Source organism: Gordonia sp. NPDC003425, from assembly GCF_053588635.1.
In genome coordinates this window covers 35,452-55,549 of sequence record NZ_JBSFQI010000010.1, presented here as the reverse complement: position 1 = coordinate 55,549, position 20,098 = coordinate 35,452, and the positions used below count along the sequence as shown (strand labels likewise).

The 20,098-nt window shown below is 66.9% G+C and carries 17 protein-coding genes; 8 read left to right on the top strand and 9 right to left on the bottom strand.

Annotation, left to right across the window (positions count from 1 at the left end):
* Positions 1–2: 2 nt before the first annotated feature.
* On the bottom strand, positions 3–1,313 hold the full coding sequence (locus ACWDTD_RS13480) for an AI-2E family transporter (protein ID WP_449747619.1): 1,311 nt from the start codon (positions 1,311–1,313) through the stop codon (positions 3–5).
* A 34-nt stretch (positions 1,314–1,347) separates the two neighbouring features.
* Between ACWDTD_RS13480 and ACWDTD_RS13475 the strand changes: the two genes are divergently transcribed.
* Entirely contained in the window at positions 1,348–2,472 is a 1,125-nt protein-coding gene (locus ACWDTD_RS13475) for a lysylphosphatidylglycerol synthase transmembrane domain-containing protein (protein ID WP_449747618.1), read from the top strand.
* Between the two features lie 27 nt (positions 2,473–2,499).
* Positions 2,500–2,946 carry a DUF3054 domain-containing protein gene (locus ACWDTD_RS13470; protein ID WP_449747617.1) on the top strand — a complete coding sequence of 149 codons (447 nt, stop codon included), beginning with the start codon at positions 2,500–2,502 and terminating at the stop codon, positions 2,944–2,946.
* 10 nt (positions 2,947–2,956) lie between these two features.
* Here the strand turns inward: ACWDTD_RS13470 and ACWDTD_RS13465 are convergent, their stop codons facing one another.
* Entirely contained in the window at positions 2,957–4,597 is a 1,641-nt protein-coding gene (locus tag ACWDTD_RS13465) for an NTF2-like N-terminal transpeptidase domain-containing protein (protein ID WP_449747616.1), read from the bottom strand.
* 348 nt (positions 4,598–4,945) lie between these two features.
* Between ACWDTD_RS13465 and ACWDTD_RS13460 the strand changes: the two genes are divergently transcribed.
* Genes ACWDTD_RS13460 through ACWDTD_RS13450 form a run of 3 tightly spaced genes read left to right on the top strand, consistent with a single transcriptional unit; the run spans position 4,946 to position 8,278 of the window.
* A complete protein-coding gene (locus ACWDTD_RS13460) occupies positions 4,946–5,698 on the top strand; it encodes a pirin family protein (RefSeq protein WP_449747615.1) in 753 nt (250 codons plus the stop codon).
* A 41-nt stretch (positions 5,699–5,739) separates the two neighbouring features.
* Positions 5,740–7,734: a M13 family metallopeptidase gene (locus tag ACWDTD_RS13455; RefSeq protein WP_449747614.1), complete on the top strand. Its 1,995-nt coding sequence runs from the start codon at positions 5,740–5,742 to the stop codon at positions 7,732–7,734.
* Positions 7,718–8,278: a potassium channel family protein gene (locus ACWDTD_RS13450; RefSeq protein ID WP_449747613.1), complete on the top strand. Its 561-nt coding sequence runs from the start codon at positions 7,718–7,720 to the stop codon at positions 8,276–8,278. The genes ACWDTD_RS13455 and ACWDTD_RS13450 overlap by 17 nt, the downstream gene beginning before the upstream one ends.
* A gap of 7 nt (positions 8,279–8,285) precedes the next feature.
* On the opposite strand, the gene ACWDTD_RS13445 is transcribed toward ACWDTD_RS13450, so the two are convergent.
* Entirely contained in the window at positions 8,286–9,959 is a 1,674-nt protein-coding gene (locus ACWDTD_RS13445) for a CapA family protein (protein ID WP_449747612.1), read from the bottom strand.
* 164 nt (positions 9,960–10,123) lie between these two features.
* Between ACWDTD_RS13445 and ACWDTD_RS13440 the strand changes: the two genes are divergently transcribed.
* From ACWDTD_RS13440 to ACWDTD_RS13430, 3 genes are all read left to right on the top strand, one after another.
* Positions 10,124–12,274 (top strand): MMPL family transporter, encoded by a 2,151-nt coding sequence (locus ACWDTD_RS13440; RefSeq protein WP_449747611.1) that lies wholly within the window; start codon positions 10,124–10,126, stop codon positions 12,272–12,274.
* Positions 12,275–12,384: 110 nt separating this feature from the next.
* A complete protein-coding gene (locus ACWDTD_RS13435) occupies positions 12,385–13,341 on the top strand; it encodes a R2-like ligand-binding oxidase (protein WP_449747610.1) in 957 nt (318 codons plus the stop codon).
* Positions 13,342–13,396: 55 nt separating this feature from the next.
* Positions 13,397–14,257, top strand: a complete 861-nt coding sequence (locus ACWDTD_RS13430; RefSeq protein WP_449747609.1) for an alpha/beta fold hydrolase — start codon at positions 13,397–13,399, stop codon at positions 14,255–14,257.
* A 7-nt stretch (positions 14,258–14,264) separates the two neighbouring features.
* Here the strand turns inward: ACWDTD_RS13430 and ACWDTD_RS13425 are convergent, their stop codons facing one another.
* The 6 genes from ACWDTD_RS13425 to ACWDTD_RS13400 form a co-directional block, all read right to left on the bottom strand.
* The gene (locus ACWDTD_RS13425; RefSeq protein WP_449747608.1) at positions 14,265–15,353 is read right to left on the bottom strand and encodes a sulfate/molybdate ABC transporter ATP-binding protein; all 1,089 of its coding nucleotides are present in this window, start codon (positions 15,351–15,353) and stop codon (positions 14,265–14,267) included.
* Positions 15,350–16,204, bottom strand: a complete 855-nt coding sequence (locus ACWDTD_RS13420; protein ID WP_449747607.1) for an ABC transporter permease — start codon at positions 16,202–16,204, stop codon at positions 15,350–15,352. Before ACWDTD_RS13420 ends, ACWDTD_RS13425 begins: the two co-directional genes overlap by 4 nt.
* Positions 16,201–16,995 (bottom strand): molybdate ABC transporter substrate-binding protein, encoded by a 795-nt coding sequence (gene modA / locus ACWDTD_RS13415; protein ID WP_449747606.1) that lies wholly within the window; start codon positions 16,993–16,995, stop codon positions 16,201–16,203. Before modA ends, ACWDTD_RS13420 begins: the two co-directional genes overlap by 4 nt.
* Positions 16,992–17,402, bottom strand: coding sequence for a TOBE domain-containing protein (locus tag ACWDTD_RS13410; RefSeq protein ID WP_449747605.1), 411 nt, complete (start codon positions 17,400–17,402; stop codon positions 16,992–16,994). Before ACWDTD_RS13410 ends, modA begins: the two co-directional genes overlap by 4 nt.
* Positions 17,403–17,513: 111 nt before the next feature.
* A complete protein-coding gene (locus tag ACWDTD_RS13405) occupies positions 17,514–17,723 on the bottom strand; it encodes a TOBE domain-containing protein (protein WP_449747604.1) in 210 nt (69 codons plus the stop codon).
* 155 nt (positions 17,724–17,878) lie between these two features.
* Positions 17,879–20,050 carry a 3-hydroxyacyl-CoA dehydrogenase NAD-binding domain-containing protein gene (locus tag ACWDTD_RS13400; RefSeq protein WP_449747603.1) on the bottom strand — a complete coding sequence of 724 codons (2,172 nt, stop codon included), beginning with the start codon at positions 20,048–20,050 and terminating at the stop codon, positions 17,879–17,881.
* Between the last annotated feature and the right edge of the window lie 48 nt (positions 20,051–20,098).

Genomic DNA, 20,098 nt, shown 5'->3' with positions numbered 1-20,098 from the left:
GTTCATTCGTCGGGCGCGGACTTCGGCGTGCCGCTGCGGTCTGACGTATCGGTCGACGTGTCCGGGTCGTCGGTGATCGCTTCGTCGACCGCCTTCTCCGCCGATGCCACCGCCGTGTCGATGCTCTTCTCGTCCCAATGCGGATCGTCCGGCTGCGCATAATGGAACGACCCGTCACCTGACGAGATCGCCCGTTCGTGGCTGCCGGAAAGATGCCGCACGGCCGTGTTGGCGAACGCGATCAGCGGCACCGCGAACAGTCCGCCGACGATGCCGGCGGCCACGATGCCCGCGGCGATGGCGATGATCACCGCCACCGGATGCAAACGCACCGACCGACCCAGCAGGAACGGCTGCAGCACATGGCCTTCGAGTTGCATCACACCGATGAGGATGGCCAGCACGATCACCGCGGTGACCCACCCCTGGGTCACCAGTGCGATGGCCACCGCGAGCGTGCCGCTGATCAGGGCGCCCACGATGGGAATGAAGGAGAACAGGAAGATGATCGTGGCCAGCGGCAGCGCCAACGGAACCTGCAGGATGGCCAATCCGATACCGATACAGGTGGCGTCGACCAGTGCGACGATGACCGTCGCGCGGACGTACGCGACCAGCGTGCCGAAACCGGCGACGCCGGCCTCGGCCACCTGCCGTCTGCTGCCCCGCGGGATCACCCGGCAGCAGAACTCCCAGATCTGTCCTCCCCCATAGAGAAAGAAGATCGTCAGGAACAGCGTGAGCAGCGCCCCGGTGAGCAGTTCTGTTGCCGTGGTGGCCGTGGCCAGGGCGCCGCCGGCGACCTTGGCCTGGTTGTGCTCCAGCAGGGTGATGATGTTGGACCCGAAGTTCTGGACCTGAGATTCGTCGATGTTCAGCGGCCCGTGCACCAACCAGTCCCGGGTGGTGTCGATGGTGACGATGATCTCGTGGGTGAGGTCGGGGAAGCCGTTGACGAAGGCGCGGCCGACGAACGTCAGCACGGTGGCCACCACTCCCAGCGCGATCACCAGCATCAGCACCACGGCCAGCCATCTCGGCCAGCGGCGGCGGTTGAGCCAGTCCACGCCCGGTACCAGGAACGCCGAGATCAGAATGGCCAGCGCGACCGGCACGAACACCTCGTCGAACTTGAGGAACAACCTGCCGAGCAGATACACCCCGAAAACAAGAATCAACAGCCGCCAGGTCCATTCCGCGCTGGCCCGGACGAACGGATGCACGCGCGAGCGGTCGTACTCGGCCAGCGATCGCGGTGCGGGACGACCCGGGCCGTCGGCGGCCGGGTCGGGGGTCGATGCTGCGGCGTTCACGAGTGTCAGCGTAGCTGTGGATAGGGTGTGCGATATGAGGTCGGATTCTCCGGCGGTCGACGGTACCGCTGCTCCCCGACCACGATTCTGGTGGCTGCGCTGGGTGTTGCTCGCCGTCGTTCTCGTGGTGCTGGCGGTGGAGGTGGTGCTGATCTGGCCAAAACTGGAGCAGGCCGCGCACCGGATCGGAGATCTCGACTGGGTCTGGCTGGTCGCGTGTGTGGTGGCCGCGGTGCTGTCCATGGACAGTTTCGCGCAGGTCCAGCGCGCATTGCTGCGCTCGGCGGGGGTGCGCGTCCGGCAGATGCAGTCGCTGGCGGTGGTGCTCGCGGCCAACTCGTTGAGTCAGACGATGCCGGGCGGTCAGGTGATCGCCCCCGCCTTCACCTACCGGGAGACGCGCAAATGGGGTGCGACGCCGGTCGTCGCCTCGTGGCAGGTGGTGATGTCGGGTCTGCTGGCCGGGATCGGACTCGCCGTACTCGGCTTCGGCGGTGCGGTCCTCGCCGGCGCCAAGACCAGCCCGTTCTCGGTGATCTTCTCCGTCGTCGGATTCGTGGCCGTGGCGGTGGTCCTGCAATACCTCGCCAGCCACCCGGAGTCACTCCAGTCCACCGGGGAGCGGTTGCTCGGCTGGCTCAACCAGATGCGGAGCAAGCCGCAGGATCACGGGATCAGCAGGCTCAGTGAGACCCTCGAGCAGCTGCGCGCGGTGCAGTTGAGCCGACGCGACACCACCGTCGCCTTCGGCTGGAGCCTGTTCAACTGGGTTGCCGACGTCGCCTGTCTGATGTTCGCGTGCTGGGCGGTGGGCGCCCACCCGGGGATCGCCGGATTGATGGTGGCCTACGCGGCGGGCAAGGCGGTGGGCACCGCCGTGCCATTGCTGCCGGGAGGTATCGGCGTTGTCGACGCTGTGCTCGTCCCAGCGCTGACCAGCGCCGGAATGCCGGCCGCGGACGCGCTGACGGCCGTTCTCGTCTACCGGATCATCAGTTATGTGCTGATCGCGGCCATCGGCTGGGTGGTGGTGCTGCTGCGGTTCCGGTCACGCATCCGCAGCGACGACACGATCGAGCAGGAAATCGACCAGGACATCGCCGCGGGTGCGTTCGACCCCGCCCGCCGACCCGACGAGGGGACCTCCGGTTCCCGCTGAGCGCACGACGCGCTACGGTTGAGCACCATGTCGAGGTCTGACGCGGCGGACACCACGCCTGGGCAGTCCACCGGCCTTCCGATGCCGGTGTCGGCCCTTCTCGATGCGATCGCGGTGACGGTGTTCGTGCTCATCGGCCGGTCCAGCCATCACGAGGGGTTCACGCCGCTCGGCGTCGTCCAGACACTCTGGCCGTTCCTGGTGGGGGCGGCCGCGGGCTGGTCGATCGCCTACGTGTACTCCCACGTCGAGTCATCCGAATGGTTCGGCCACCACTTCCGGCCCGAACGTATCGTCCCCGCGGGTCTGGTCGTGTGGGTCTGCACGGTGGCGGTCGGGATGATCCTGCGTTTCCTGCTTCATCAGGGCGTCGCGGTCAGCTTCGTCATCGTGGCGAGTGTCGCGCTCGGCGTGTTCCTGCTCGGCTGGCGAGCGGTGGCGGCATACCTGACCCGTACGCGCACCCTCACCTGATCCGGAAGTACTACCTGATCCGGAAATACTTCTGGGCCACCTGCAGCGCCGCGGTTCCCGACTTCGCACCCTCGGTGTAGATCACGAGCACCTTGCCGCCCTGGACTCCGACGAACCAGCCGGGACCCTGCGGGCCGTTGGTGCCCACGAGCGCCTTGAGGCCCGGGGCGGAGGTGAGATCGCTGGCGTCCCCGGTCTTCGCGGTGACCGCCATGGCCCGCAGGATCGGACCGCTCAGGGCCGTGTCGAAATCGCCGAGTTTGCCGCCCACGACCTTCGTCGACGCGCCCTTGATGACGAAGGGCGCCACCGAGGTCATCGTGCCGGTATCGGCGCGCGCCATGGCCACGCCGAGGGCGGCCATGTTCATCATCGACATCGTCGGGGCGTCGGGGCGGAAGTCGATCGTGGCCACACCGGGCTGCGGCGACGTGGGTGTGCTGGCACCGGGAACGGTGAACTGCACGCCCAGACCGAGACGGTCGAGCACGGCCTGGACCGACTCCTGGTTGGCGGTGGCGGCGCGGTCGGCCGCCGACAGCACCGGGTCGAGCGTCGAGCCCACCGGATACGCCTGGTCGACGTTGATGCCGCGGTCGGCGGCGTAACCGTTCTGCGCCATCCCCAGGATGCCGCCGGTCTTCGCGTCGAGGGCCAGGATGGTGGCCGGCTGCCCGACCTCGACGGCGGCGTCACCCAACGTGAGCTGCAGACCCTGGTCGATGGTGGTGTTGACGCTGGGTCCGGGTGGCCCCTGGGCGCCGGCGAGTCGACGCGGCGCCATCCCCGGTCCCACCATCTGCACCTGCCAGCCCGCGGTGGCGTCGCGGATCGCCTGCCAATAGTTCGTGAGACCCGCCTCGAGCGGAGACGACAGGCGCCGATCGGCCATCACCAGCATCCCGGCCTTGCGGACCGTGACACCGGGCACCACGTTCGGGTTGCTGGTGAGCACCTCCATGTCGGAGTTGCGGAGCGTGACCGCGGTGATCGGCTTGCCCTGCGCGGCCGAGAGTTTCTGGTTGAGCACATCACTGGTGACGAGCGGGGCGATCGGGGCCAGGGTGCGGGCCAGCGCCCGCACCGAGCCGTCGACGTTCCGGGTCTGCGCCGGGTCCAGGATGATCTCGTTGACCGGCTGGAGATACATGAAGTCACGCCCCGACATGCTGCGCACCGAGGGCGCAGGCGTGGCGTCGGTGCGGATCTCGCGCAGATTCCCGCCCACCGGAAGCCCCGGATAGATGACCGCGGGCTCCCAGGTGATCTTCCAGCCCGTCGACAGGTGCCGAGCGGTACCCGAACTACTGGCCTCGAAGGTGCGGTCCGCCGCCCACCGGTAGGTGGTGTTCAAGCCGAAGGAGGCGGTCCCGTCGCTGTATTCGACCGGTTTGACCACCGAGACGTCCACCCGCTGGGCACCCATCGCCTGCAGGGTCTGTGTGAGCGCTTCGCCGGCCTGCCCGGGCGCGGTGGTGAACTTCGCCGCGGCACCCGCGTCCTGCCTCCCCAGCGCCGACGCGAACTCGCCGATGGCAGCCGCTGCACCGGTGTCGGGGCCGGTGGAGGCCAACTGCCAGGTGGCCACTCCGCCCGCCGCACCGACCACCAGGCACGCGACGAGCGCAGCCCACCTCAAGCGATACTTCATGTTCACAATTTTCACTCTAGTCACATCCGATTGCGATCCCCCTGGCTTGCAAACGGGGATCGGACCGGTCACGATCGGGTCTCGCGCAGCTGTGACCGGGCGGCCGGACACAGATTCGGCGTCGCCCGGCGCACGCGCCTTATCCGTCACGCCTACCTTGTGCGTCACACTCGGGTCCGTCACACGCGGCGCGGTTTCCACGGCGCGCGGCGCGGCTGCGGGACGGGTGACGCGAGGCGGGATATCGTCGCCCGGACGACGATGGCGGCCGGTGCGTACCGCGGGGTCGTCGGACACGGCTCGATGCCGGCCCGTCGACACTCCGGACCCATGTGCCGATAATGGCCCATGGGCTTCACGCTGCAACGGTCCGGAGATCGGGGTCTGACCTCTACTGATTGGCTGACCTCCCGCCATTCCTTTTCATTCGGCGACCTCTACGACCCATCCAACACCCACCACGGCGTACTCATTGCATCGAATGAAGAACTTTTACTACCTGGACGCGGATTCGAGCCACATTGGCACCAGGAGTCGGAAATCGTCACGTGGATGGTGTCCGGCAGCCTGGTGCATCGCGACTCGGCGGGGCACTCCGGGGTGATCTATCCGGGGCTCGCACAGCGCATGAGCGCCGGTTCGGGCGTCGAACACTCCGAGCGCAACGACGCCTGGCCCGGCCTCGACGGCAGCGGAACCCAGCCCGCGCACTACATCCAGATGTGGCTGGCGCCCGACGACCACGGCATCGAACCGTCCTACGAGCAGCGGGACATCTCCGCCGATCTCGCCGGCGGCGGACTCGTGACGGTGGCGTCGGGAAATCCCGACGTCGATGCCGCCATCCACATGTCCAATCGGCGCGCCACGCTGTATGCCGCGCGTCTGCCGCCCGGCGGCGTGGCCTCGTTGCCGGCGGCACGGTTCCTGCACGTCTTCGTCGTCGCCGGTTCGGTGAGCGCCGATACGCCGGCGGATGTGACCCTGTCGGCCGGCGACGCCTGCCGTGGCACCGACACCGGCGAGATCGCGCTGACCGCGGGCGAGGCCGGGGCGGAGATCCTGGTGTGGGCGATGGACGTCGCCCTCGGAGAGGTGTGACGGATCCCGCGGCGCCGAAAAATCTCGACGGGGATGACAGGATGGAGTGCGTGACTGCTTCGAAGACCGATGCCGCCCCGTCCGGACTCGACCTCGAATGGATCGACGAGTCGGTGCGTGTCCAAGACGATCTGTTCGTGCACGTCAACGGCAAATGGCTCGACTCGCACGTGATCCCCGACGACCGCTCGGTCGACGGCGCGTTCCACGTGCTGCGTGACCGTGCCGAGGAGAACGTCCGCGACATCATCACCGCGTGCGCCGAGTCGGACCCGCCCAGCGGCAGCGACGCGGTGAAGATCGGGGATCTGTACGCATCGTTCATGAACACCGACCACATCGAGGCGCTCGGCATCGGCCCCATCCAGGGTGAGCTGGAGGCCATCGAGGCGATCGACTCCGTCGCCGCGTTCGCCCGCCGTCTCGGCAGGCTCCAGCGTCACGGCGTCGGCGGGCTCTTCGGCCTCTACGTCGACACCGATTCGCGGCGCTCGGATCGCTATCTGGTGCACGTGGTGCAGTCGGGCCTCGGGCTGCCCGACGAGTCGTACTACCGCGAGGACAAGCACGCCGACACCCGCGACGCCTACCGCGCCCACGTGGCCGAGATGTTCGCCCTCGCCGGTCACGACGACGCCGACGAGCGCGCCACGACGGTGCTGAACCTCGAGACGGCGATCGCCGGCCACCACTGGGACGTGGTGCGCCGCCGGGACGCCGAACTCACCTACAACCTGATGACCCTCGGCGAGTTCGATTCGGCGGCAGCGGGCTTCGATCTTCACGAATGGTTCGGAGGGCTGGGCACGGTCGGTGACACCACCTTCGCCGAGGTCGTTGTCGGTCAGCCCTCCTTCGTCGAGGACGTGACCACGCTGGTCGAGCAATCGCCGCTGGCGCACTGGAAGACCTGGCTCACGTGGCGCCTGCTGCACAGCGCGGCCCCGTATCTCTCCGAGCCGTTCGTGGCGGCGAACTTCGATTTCTACGGTCGCACCCTGACCGGCACCGAGGCCATCCGGGACCGCTGGAAGCGCGCAGTGGCCTTCGTCGAGGGCGCGATGGGTTTCGCCGTCGGGAAGCTGTACGTCGAGCAGCACTTCCCACCCGAGGCCAAGGCCCGGATGGACGATCTCATCGCCAATCTGGTTGCCGCCTACCGCCGTAACATCTCCGACCTGCCGTGGATGACGCCCACCACACGGGAACGCGCCCTGGCCAAACTCGACAAGTTCACCCCCAAGATCGGCTACCCCGCGCAGTGGCGCGATTACAGCGCGCTGGCCGTGGACCGGGGCGATCTGATCGGAAACGTCGCGCGGGCATCGTCGTTCGAACAGGAGCGGGAGTTCGCCAAGATCGGCGCGCCGGTCGATCGCGACGAATGGTTCATGACGCCGCAGACCGTGAACGCCTATTACAACCCGGGAATGAACGAGATCGTCTTCCCGGCGGCCATCCTGCAACCGCCGTTCTTCGATCCCGACGCCGACGACGCCGCCAACTACGGCGGCATCGGCGCCGTGATCGGACACGAGATCGGTCACGGTTTTGACGATCAGGGCGCCAAGTACGACGGCGACGGCAACCTCGTGGATTGGTGGAGCGACGACGATCGCAGCGAATTTGCTTCCCGCACACGCAAACTGATCGAGCAGTACAGCGCGTTCACCCCCGAGGGACTCGATCCGAAGTACACGGTGAACGGTGAGTTCACCATCGGCGAGAACATCGGCGATCTCGGCGGGCTCTCGATCGCGCTGGTCGCCTACCGTCTCGCCACCGAGCCTGCCACTCCACCGGTGATCGACGGTCTCACCGGCGTGCAGCGCGTGTTCTACAGTTGGGCCCAGATCTGGCGCACCAAAACCCGTGATGCCGAGGCCATCCGACGACTGTCGATCGATCCGCACTCACCGCCGGAGTTCCGGTGCAACGGGGTGGTCCGCAACATCGACGCGTTCTACGACGCGTTCGACGTGGCCGAAGGTGATGCCCTCTACCTTCCGGACGCCGACCGTGTCCGAATCTGGTAGCTCCGGCGCGAACCGCGAGTTCGAGGGGCGGCAGTACACCAACGCCCAGCTGATCTCGGCGGTCGTCCGTCCCATCCTGGCGGGCGTGATCCTGCTCGTCGGCTACTTCCTGCTGCCGATCAACCGGGAGAGCGACGTCAAGCTCGTCGGATTCATCTGTGGCGCACTGCTCCTGGCGGGTTTTGTCTTCTGGGAGGTCCGGCACTTCATCCACTCGAAGTTTCCGGTGGCCGCAGCGTTGGAGATGCTGGTGGCGCTCGCCACCTTCTACATCGTCTCGTTCGCCACCATGTACTTCATGTTCTCCGAGTACGCGGACGGGAGTTTCACCGTCCGCCTCACCCGGGTCGACGCGCTCTATTTCAGCCTGACGGTGTTCACCACCACCGGGTTCGGTGACATCACCCCGGCCACGCAGGCCGCCCGGATCGCGGTGTCGGTGCAGATGGCCAGCAGCTTCATCCTCCTCGGACTCGGGATCCGGTTCCTCACCGTCCTCGTCGAGTCCCGCCGGAAGTCATCGTCGCAGGGCGACGACGACTGACCGGCGGTCACCCATCGGCGGGGATGTGTGAGAGGGGCGCGAGAATCTTGTCCCACACCACATCCCGCAGGTGCGGCAGTTCCGACTTCTCGCGATCGGTGAGTCCGTATCCGTCCGGATCGGCCAGCACGTTCTCGAATTTGACGATGCGGCAGTCGTATCGACCATCACCGAGGTCACTGTTCACGATGTAGATGGGCAGCGCCTGCAGATTCCGCCACGACACCACGGTGTCGTCGCCGGTGACGATCTTCTCGATGTCGAACTTGATCGCCCACGCGAACTTCGAATTCCGGCTATAGGGGTGATAGCTCACGAAGTCGCCGAAGGCATAGGTCACCAGCGCGTTGGGTTTGCCATCACGCTCGATCACCTGCGCCGGCTGACTGACGTGCGGGTGATTGCCCAGGATCACATCCACCCCTCGGGCGACGATCTCGTGGGCCGCCTTCACCACGTTGGCGTGCGGGTGCATCTCGAACTCCCAGCCCCAATGACAGTACGCCACAATGTATTCAGCACCCTTGGCCTTGGCCGCGGCGACGTGGCGTTCGACGAGCGTGTAGTCGGGGGCGGGGTCGGCGTCGTTGACGCGCACCATGTTGGCCAGGTACGGCTTGCCGTCCGGCCAGGGCTGATCGTTCACGTCGAAGGTGAACGACAACAGACCCACCTTGATGCCATTGCGGTCCACCACCACGACGTCATCCTGCTCGGCCTGGCTCGCGGCGGTTCCCGAATAGTGGGCGCCCGACTTCGCCAGCACGTCGAGGGTATTGAGGATGCCGCGCTCGCCCCAGTCGAGGCAGTGGTTGGTGGCCACGCTGAAGTAGTTGATCTTCGCGTCGTCGACGAACCGGTCGAACATGTCCTGCGAGGTGTTCATCTGTGCCGCCAGGCCGGGCGACTGATGCCGACCGATCGGATCATCCTTGGACACAGTGGATTCGAGGTTCGCGCTGACGATGTCGGCACTGCTGTAGAAGTCGGCGATGTCCTCGAACAACCGGTCGGTGTTCTCCGGAACCAGTACGTCGACGGCCAGCAGATCGCCGGCACACGACAGCGACACCACCGAGCGCGTCGACGCGTCGGTGAGCTCGGGCAGATGCCCAGGGGTCAGCACCTGGTCGGCGAAGAAGTCGGCGAGCCCGGACCCCTGCTCCACCACCTCGATCTGGTTGAACCAGTAGCGGTAGATCCACTTCACCTTCTCGAAGGCGGTGCCCGCGACGTCGTAGACGCCCTTCTCCGGTTGCGGATCGTGAAAGTCCTCGTAGAAGACGTAGCTGAGGGTCAGCACCGCGACGCCGGGCAGCCCGTGGTCGGAGAACATGCGTGATCCGCGTGCGACGAGGCCGTGGAGGATCTTGTCGAACAGACCGAGGATGCTCGATTTGTGGTCGCCGGCGTTCGAGCCGTCCTTGGCGCGCGACAGCACGGTCCCCATCACCGGCTGCAGTTCTTTCCACAACGTGCCGGGTCCGATGTCGACGAGGAGCCCGAAGATCGTTCGCATGATCGCGCGGTCGGAGTCCGTGAGGGTCTCGACCATCGGTAGATCTCCGGTGGATGCCTTGGTGAGCACGGCGACGACGTCGTCCTCGTGATCGGCCAAACGCTCATTGAGCAGGGCGGTCATGGCCTCGACCGCTTCGTCCATGGCCGGGGTGAAACTCATCGCCTTCTCCATTTCGTCCGTTGAGTCGGCTTCGTCCATTGAATTTGCGGTTTCATACTATTCGCAATTCACACGGCTCGGAGTGCGCTTTACGAGGTTCTCCGGTTTCGTGCACAGCCTTGTGCTCGAGTTGTCTCACCCTCACCGGTCGTTCAGATGACAGGATGGGGTCCATGGCGACGCGCGAGCAGTCACGGCCGTCCACTACCCGTCTGCGGTGGTTGATCCCCGCGCTGGCGCTGCTGGCGTGGATCGCGATCGGCGCGTTCACCGGTCCGTTCGCGGGCAAGCTCTCGTCGGTGTCGACGAACGACAACAGCGCGTTCCTGCCCGCGTCGGCCGAGTCGACCCGGGTCAACAAGCTGCTGGAGGATTTCCAGAACACCGACTACGTCCCCGCGATCGTCGTCGCGGAGCGCGGATCGGGACTGACCGATGCCGACGGCGCCTTCCTGGCCACCAAGACCGCGCCGTTGGCCGGTTCGACGGGATTCGGTCAGACGTTCTCCCCGGCGATCCGCTCGGAGGACGGTAAGGCCGCCGAGCTGATCGTTCCGATCGCCACCGCGGGCGAACCCGCCGACACGGTGGAGAAACTGCGCGACGCGCTCGCCGATCCACCCGACGGTTTGACCGTGCTCGTCACCGGCCCGGCCGGACAGATCGCCGACCTCGGCGAGGCGTTCGCCGGAATCGACGGCCTGCTGCTGCTCGTCGCCGGCGCCGTGGTGATCGTGATCCTGATCGTGGTCTACCGCAGCCCCATCCTGCCGTTCGTGGTGCTCATCTCCGCGGTGTTCGCGCTGGGTCTGGCCTCCGGTGCGGTGTACTTCCTCACCAAGCACGGCGTGCTCGAACTCAACGGGCAGAGCCAGGGCATCTTGTTCATCCTGGTGTTCGGCGCCGCCACCGACTACGCGCTGCTGCTGGTGTCGAGATTCCGTGAGGAACTCACGCAGACCGCCGACAAGTACGCCGCGATCCGCCGCGCCTGGCGGGCCACCATCGAACCGGTGGGTGCCTCGGCGGGCACCGTCATCCTCGGCGTGCTGTGTCTGCTGCTGTCGGATCTCAATTCCAATCGCAGCCTCGGTCCGGTCGCCGCGATCGGCATCGTCGGGTCCTTCCTCGCGTCGATGACGTTCCTGCCCGCGGTGCTCGCGCTCCTCGGCCGCACGGCGTTCTGGCCGCTCCGGCCGAAACTGTCCGACCACACCCCCGACGGCAGCAACCCCGACGGCAGCAACCCCGACGGCAGCGACCCCGACGGGGCCGACGCGGACAGCACGCACCGGTTGTGGCACAACATCGCCGAATGGGTGGCGGCACGTCCGCGTGCGGTCTGGGCAGGCACCCTGGTGGTGTTGTTGATCGGGGCGGCCTTCGCGCCGATGTTCCGCTCCGACGGCATCGCCCAGACCGACTACTTCCTGGGCACCGTCGACTCGGTGCGCGGGGCGCAGATCCAGGCCCAGCACTTCGAGGCCGGTAGCGGCTCGCCCACCTGGATCATCGCCGACTCGTCGCAGACCGATCAGGTCGTCGACGCGGTGCGTTCGGTGGACGGCGTCGCCGAGGCCAACGTGCTCGAGCAGGGCGGCGTGCCCGTCGTCAAGGACGGCAGGGTGGCCATCGAGGCCACCCTGCGCGACAACGCCGACTCGCTGGCCGCGCAGGACACCGTCGCCGACATCCGCTCCAAGGTGCACACGATTCCGCGCGCGGACGCGCTGGTCGGCGGCACCACCGCGATCGACCTGGACACCAGGACCACCGCGATCCGCGACCGCAACGTCATCATCCCGGTGGTGCTGCTGGTGGTGTTCGCCGTGCTGGTGCTGCTGCTGCGCAGCCTGCTGGCACCGGCGATCCTGCTGGCCAGCACCGTGCTGTCCTTCGCGACCACCCTCGGTGTGTCGGCACTGTTGTTCAACGGCCCCTTCGGCTTTCCCGGCGCCGACCCGGTGGTCCCGTTGTTCGCATTCGTGTTCCTGGTGGCTCTCGGCATCGACTACAACATCTTCCTGATGACGCGGGTGCGGGAGGAATCGATCCGGCACGGCACCCGCGAAGGGGTGATCCGCGGGCTCACCGCCACCGGCGGCGTGATCACGTCGGCCGGTGTGGTCCTCGCGGCGACCTTCGCGGCGCTGGCGGTGATCCCGCTGCTGTTCCTCGTGCAGGTGGCGTTCCTGGTGGCCTTCGGCGTCCTCATCGACACCCTGATCGTGCGCACCCTGCTCGTCCCCGCGTTGTCGATCGACATCGGACGCCGAATCTGGTGGCCGAGCGCACTCGCGCGCAAGGACTCCTGATCCGCCGGCCGGACGCCAAAGCTGAGAGTTCTCCAGAACTGCCCGGCGACCCCCGCCCGCACTGTTAACGTCGTTTGACCCAAGGTGAACGATCGTTAGCAGGTGCCCGGATGACCATCGCGGAGAGCTCCGCCACCGGTCGCGACGACTTCGCGTCGTTGCGTCGCGGCGGGTTCGACTGGTCGTCGTTTCCGCTGCGCCTGTTCATGAAGGGCAATGCCCGGTTCTGGGACCCCACCGCGATCGATCTGTCCCGCGACGCCGCGGACTGGGCGGAGATGACCGACGAGCAGCGGCGCAGCGCCACCTTCCTGGTGTCGGAGTTCGTCGCGGGCGAGGAGGCCGTCACCCAGGACATCCAGCCGTTCATGCGGGCGATGGCCGCCGAGGGCCGCTTCGGCGACGAGATGTACCTGACGCAGTTCTGTTTCGAGGAGGCCAAGCACACCGAGGTCTTCCGCCTGTGGATGGACGCCGTGGGCCTCACCGGGGAGCTGAACCCGTTCGTCTCCGACAATCCGTACTACCGCCAACTCTTCTTCGAGGAACTACCCGATTCGCTGCATCGTCTCGATGCCGACCCGTCGCCGCGCAATCAGGTCCGCGCGAGCGTCACCTACAACCACGTGATCGAGGGCACGCTGGCACTCACCGGCTATTACGCCTGGCAGCGCGTGTGCACCCGGCGCGGCATCCTGCCCGGCATGCAACGGCTCATCCGCTTCATCGGCGACGACGAGCGCAGGCACATGGCGTGGGGCACGTTCACCTGCCGGCGGCATGTGGCCGCCGACGACGCGCTCTGGGATGTGGTGGTCACCCGGATGAGCGAGCTGATGCCGCTGGCGCTCGGGCTCATCGAGTGGACCAACACCCAGTTCGACGAACCGCCGTTCGGCATCGACAACTCCGAATTCGTCGCCTACGCCGCCGACCGCGCGCACCGGCGTCTCGGTGCCATCGCGTCCGCGCGCGGGCGGCCGGTCGCCGAGATCGACGTCGACCACTCCCCGGAGACGCTCGAGGACACCTTCGGTGAGGAAGACGACGAGGCGCTCAACGCCTGAGCCACCCACCCGCGGCGCCCGTGACAAGAACTAGAACACGTTCTAGTCTGGATCGGTGGATGTCTCCTACGATGCGACGAAGCGCGAACTGGCCACCGAGCAGGGCGTGCTGCGGTATCACGAGGCCGGCGACCGGTCGGCGCCCCCGCTGATCCTGCTGCACGGTTCGGGGCCGGGGGTGACCGGCTGGCGCAACTATCGCGGCAATCTGGGCTTCTTCGCCCGCACCCACCACTGCTTCGTCCTCGAGTTCCCCGGATTCGGGGTGAGCGATCCGGTGGAGGGGCATCCGGTGCTGTCGGCCGGCTCGTCGGTGATCCGATTCATGGACGCGTTGGGCATCGACGACGCCGCGGTGATCGGCAACTCGATGGGCGGGGTCGTCGGCATCAATCTCGCCATCAAGAAGCCCGAGCGGGTGCGCGCATTGGTCACCATCGGCGGTGTGGGTCCCAATGTGTTCAGCCCGAACCCCAGCGAGGGATTGCGGCTGCTGCAGGAGTTCACCGACGCCCCCGACCGCGACCGGCTCATCCGGTGGCTGCAGTCGATGGTCTACGACCGTGCCCTGGTGACCGAAGAGCTCATCGAGGAGCGCTGGCAGGCGGCGATCGATCCCGACGCGCAGCAGACGGCGCGGATGATGTACTCGTCGGCGGCTTTCGAGATGCAGCAGCAGTTCCTGGCATCGTCGGATGCGCCGCCGTACTGGTCGATGATGCACAAGGTGTCCTGCCCCACCCTGCTCACGTGGGGTCGTGATGACCGGGTGAGTCCGCCGGATATGGCGATGGTGCCGATGCGCCTGATCCCCGACGCGCAACTGCACGTGTTCCCGCGCTGCGGTCACTGGGTGATGATCGAGGCCAAGGAGGCCTTCGAGGCGACGGTGGCGGCGTTCCTGGCCGGCGTGTGAGGTCTGCTCACGCATAGATCCGGACGTCGGGTGCCTTCACCGTCAGATACAGCGACACACCGGCGTCGATGCCGAGTTCGGTCACCGACTCCCAGGTGACCTCGGCACTGAGGTCAACGCCCGCGCTGGTGGCACGCACCCGCGCCCGATCGTCGTGCGGCTCCACCTGAAGAACGTCGGCGGTAAAGATGTTTCGCGGGCTCGCTCCTTCGGGTCGGCGCGTGAAGAGCGACACCGACGACGGCGCGAACACCGCGAAACCCCGGCCCCCCTCCACCAGACCGTCACCGGCCTCTCCGGTGACCTCACCCACCGGGGTGTGCAGGTGACGCCCGTCCCAGGTGCCCTCCAGCAGCGTGAGACCGGCGAGCTGAGAACCGAATTCGCTGCGGGGCGCCGACAGCAACCTTCGTACGTCGCGGTGCTCGGCCACGCGCCCGCCGTCGATGATCACCACGGACTGCGCGAGCATCACCGCGTCGACGACGTCGTGGGTGACGAACAACGCGGTCTGACCGTTGTCGGCGAGCGCGGTACGCAGCAATGCCCGAATCCGTGCGGCCACCGCGACATCGAGCGCCCGCAGCGGCTCGTCGAGCAGCAACAGCCGGGGTTGTGCGGCCATCGCCCGGGCGATCGCCACGCGCTGCGCCTGACCGCCGGACAGTTGCGCGGGCTTCCGGTCGGCGAGGTCGCTGGTCTCGGTGACCTCGAGCCAATGATCGGTCCGGTCGGCCACCGCGCGGCGACCGACCCGCGCCACGGTCGGCGCGAAGGCCACATTCTGGCGCACCGTCAGATGGGGGAACAGCCCGGCATCCTGGGTGAGTAGCGCGATCCCGCGTCGTGACGGTGGCACGAATCGGCCCCGGCCCACCAGTTCGGTGCCGCCGAGGGAGATCGACGCCGGCCCGTCGGGCCGCAGCAGCCCGGCGACGACGTGCAGCAGGGTGGTCTTGCCCGCCCCGTTGGGCCCCATCACGGCCAGTGCACCACCGGCGGGAACCTCGATGTCGACGTCGAGTGGCGGCACACGATTACGGACCGAGACGTTCAGTCCGGTGTCGGCGACCGCCGGTTTCGTCCGAACGCTCACACCGGCGACCCTGCCGCGCCGCCACGGCGGCCGTGCACGGCCACCACCACCGCCAGAGAGATCAGCACCAGCACCAATGACAGCGGTAACGCCTGATCCGGATCGTCGATCTGAGCCACGTAGATGGCCAGCGGCGCCGTCTGTGTCACTCCCGGCGCGTTGCCGGCGAAGGTGATGGTGGCGCCGAATTCGCCCATCGCCCGGGCGAACGACAGCACCATGCCCGCGAGCAGCGCGGGCAACATGAGCGGCACCGTGATCCGCCAGAGCACCTGGGTCGGGCTCGCGCCCAGCGTCGATGCCAGCTGCTGATAGCGCGACCCCAGGGTGCGCAGCGCGCCCTCCACGCTGATCACCAGAAACGGCAGCGCCACGAACGTCTGCGCGAGCACCACCGCGGTGGTGGTGAATCCGATGTCGATCCCCCACGCCGACAACGGCTTTCCGATCAAACCGAAGCGCCCGAAGGTGTAGAGCAGGGCGAGACCTCCGACCACCGGCGGCAGCACCAATGGGAGCAACACCAGCGACCGGATCACCCGGATACCCAGACCGTCGGAGGCGGCGAACACCATGGCCATCGGCACCCCGAGCACCACACACGCGACGGTACTGACGGAAGCGGTCCGCAGCGAGAGTTCCAAGGCCTGCAGCGATGACGTGGAGGTGACCTGTGACCAGAACTGGTCCCACGGGGTACGAATGAGCATCGCGGCCGGCGGCACCACGATCAGGGCAATCCCCAGCAACGCAGGGACATACGTCCATCGGGGAATCACCCGGACATCACGGTGTGCACGGACGTCACCGGCGGCAGCGACGTCACGGTGGGCGCCGACGCCCGCGGTCACGGAGCCCCGAACCCCAACCGCGCCAACACTTGCCGACCCTCGGGGGAGAGCACCAGTGCCACGAACTCCTTGCCCAGCGCCTCGCTCTTGCTGCCCTTGATCACCGTGATCGGGTACTTGTTGACCACGGACGCAAACGCGGGGTCGCTGACGGTGGACACCTTGTCTCCCGCCGACTTCGCGTCGGTGACGTATACGAGTCCGGCGTCGACCTGTCCGCTGGTCACCTTGGTGAGCACCGCGGTCACCGAGGGCTCCTCGGTGGTCGGGGTGATGGTGACCCCCGCGTTCTTCTCGACTGCCGCGCTGGCGTTTCCGCACGGCTGCGGGATGGCACAGACGGCGGTCTTGATGTCGGGGTTGGCGAGATCCTTCAATCCGGTGATCTTCTTGGGGTTTCCGGGAGCGGTCGCGATGACGAGGGTGTTGGTGGCGAAGATCTGCGGGTCGAGCGCGCGATCGCCGATCTTCTCCATGTTCTTCTCATCGGCGCTGGCGAAGACGTCGGTCGGCGACCCCTGGATGATCTGATTCGCCAGCGTCGCCGACCCCGCGAACTGCAACGACACCTTCGAGCCGGGATGCTGCTTCTCGAAGGTCGCCGCCAACTCGGTGAAGCCCGTCTTCAGTGATGCTGCCGCGGCCACGTTCACGGTGCCCGACGCGACGGACTCCGATGCCGGTGATGTGGACCCGGTCGACGTGTCATCGCTCGAACACCCTGCGACCGCCCACACTCCCAGCACCGCGGCCGCCGACGCGATGCCGGCACGGATTGCGAAACTTCTCATTGCTGCCCGATTCCCTTCTTCTCGACGATCACCGTCGTCGCCTTGATCACCGCAGTGGCCAATTCGCCCGGGACCAGCCCCAGTTCGTTGACGGCGTCGGTGCTCATCAGCGACGTGATCTCGAACGGGCCGCACTGCATGTGGACCTGCGACATCACCGGGTCGGATTTGACCGCGGTGACCAATCCCACGAGCTGATTGCGGGCCGAGCGGACGACGTCGGTGCCGTCACCGGTGTCGGCCGGAGCCCTGCGGCGCGCCAACTCGGCCAGCTCACGGCCGTCCACCACCGCGCGTCCGGCGCCATCACGGCGCGAGCGCAGCTCCCCACCGGAGATCCAGCGGCGCACCGTGTCGTCGCTGACGCCCATCAGTTCGGCCGCCTTCTTGATCCGCAGTTGCGACACTGCTGCCCCTGTTCTGACGCAGATTCGACGAGACCAACCGTAACATCTCCGCATCTGCTCGGCTGCCCGTCGGCAGCGCGTAGGGGCGGGTCGCGGCGACGACGGGGCGCCTCACACTCCGAGGCTCACCTCGCTGGACTTCATCAGCACCGTCACGTCCTTGCCGACGGCGAGTTCGAGGTCCTCGGCCGCCTCTTTGGTGATCGACGACGTGACAATGTAGTCGGTGTTTTTCAGCCGGACGTGGATCACCGCCGACACCACCCCGATCTGGACCTCGGTGACGATGCCCGGCAGTTGATTTCGGATCGACAGTTTCATGATTCCTCCTGTGCGCCCGAGCAATACTTCTGTACCCGGGCAAATCTACCTCTGCGCACGGGCCGACCTACGCCGAAGGCCCCGGCCGGAACGGGTCCGGCCGGGGCCTTCGGTGATGATCGATCCAGAGACGATCGGTTCAGGTCAGCGACGGGTCAGAACTTCTCACCCTTGGCCGCCTTGTCCACCAGCAACTGCGGCGGTTCGAACTGCTCGCCATACTTCGACGCGAGGTCGCGGGCACGGTCGACGAAGCCCTGCAGGCCGCCCTCGTACTGGTTCATGTACTGCACCACACCGCCGGTCCACGCCGGGAAGCCGATGCCGAAGATCGAACCGATGTTGGCGTCGGGCACCGAGGTGATCACGCCCTCGTCGATGCACTTGACGGTCTCGAGTGCCTCGGCGAACAGCATGCGTTCCTGCATGTCCTCGAACGGAATGGTGGTGGAGCCCGAGTTGAACTTCTCGCGCAGGCCCGGCCACAGTCCGGTGCGCTTGCCGTTCTCGTCGTAGGTGTAGAAGCCCGCACCGTCCTTCTTGCCGGGACGGCCCTGCTCGACGAGGTAGTCGACGACGGCGAACGAGCCGTGCTGCGGGAACTCGGTGCCCTCGGCCTTGGCGGCATCCTCACCGGACTTGCGGATCTTCTGCATCAGAACGAGATTCAGCTCATCGGAGAGCTGCAGCGGCGGCGCGGGGTAACCGGCCTGGCTACCCGCGTGCTCGATGAACGCGGGCTCGATGCCCTCTCCGACGGCCGCGATGGCCTCGTTGATGAAGGTGCCGATCACGCGGCTGGTGAAGAATCCGCGGCTGTCGTGCACCACGATCGGGGTCTTGCGGATCTGCAGCGTGTAGTCGATCACCTTGGCCAGCACCGCATCCGAGGTCTTCTCACCGCGGATGATCTCCACCAGCGGCATCTTGTCGACCGGCGAGAAGAAGTGGATACCGATGAAGTCCTCCTGGCGCTTGACGCCCTGCGCCAGGATGGTGATCGGCAGCGTGGAGGTGTTGGACCCGAGGATCGCGTCGGGTTCGACGATGTCCTCGATCTCGGCGAACACCTTGTTCTTGACCTCGACGGACTCGAACGCGGCCTCGATCACCAGATCGACGCCCTTGAAGTCCTCGGCCTTCTCGGTCGGGTGGATGCGGGCGAGCAGTTCCTCGCTCTTCTCCGCGGTGGTCTTACCGCGCGAGAGTGCCTTCTCCTCCAGCTTGACCGCGTACCCCTTGCCGCGTTCGGCGGCCTCGAGGCTGACGTCCTTGAGGACCACGTCGATGCCGGCCTTGGCCGACACGTATGCGATGGCCGCACCCATCATGCCGGCACCGATCACGCCGACCTTCTTGGCGGTGTACTTCGGGTAGCCCTCGGGGCGCGAGCCGCCGTTGTTGATGTGCTGCAGGTCGAAGAAGAACGCCTTGATCATGTTCTGTGCCACCTGGCCGGTGACCAGCGAGACGAAGTAGCGGGTCTCCACGAGGTCGGCGGTGTCGACGTCGACGTAGGCACCCTCGATCGCGGCGGCCAGGATGGCACGCGGCGCGGGCATGTTGGCGCCCTTGATCTGCTTGCGCAACAACGCCGGGAAGGCCGGCAGGTTGGCCGCGACCGACGGGTTGGTGGGGGCACCGCCCGGGATCTTGTAGCCCTTCTTGTCCCACGGCTGTGCGGCCTCGGGGTTCGCCGCGATCCACGCCTTGGCGGCGGGCAGCAGCTCGTCGACCGAGCCGACCACCTCGTCGACCAGACCGATCTCCTTGGCCTTGGCGGGCTTGAGACGCGGGCCCTGCAGCAGCACGCCCATGAGCGCGTTCTGCATACCGAGCAGACGCACCGTACGCACCACACCACCGCCGCCGGGCAGCAGGCCGAGGGTCACCTCGGGCAGGCCGAGCTGGCTGCCCTTCACGTCCGCGGCGACACGGTAGTGGGTGTGCAGCGCGATCTCGAGGCCACCGCCGAGCGCGGCACCGTTGACGGCCGCGACGACGGGCTTGCCGAGCGTCTCGAGGCGGCGCAGCACCTTCTTCATGCCGTTGGTGCGTTCGCTGATCGCGGTGGCGAGCTCTTCCTTGGACCCGGTCCGCTCGGCGGTCATGTCCTTGAGGTCGCCACCGGCGAAGAAGGTCTTCTTCGCCGAGGTGAGCACCACGCCGGCGATGTCGTCCTTCTCGGCCTCGAGACGGTCGACGGTGGCGGCGATCGAGTCGATGAACAGCTGGTTCATCGTGTTGGCGCCCTGGTTCGGGTCGTCCATGGTGAGGACGACCACTCCGTCGGCGTCCTTCTCCCAGGCTATCATGTTGTCACTCATTGCTTTTCAAAAGTTCCTTTGTGTAGTTCCGGTCCCTGAGGAGCGAGC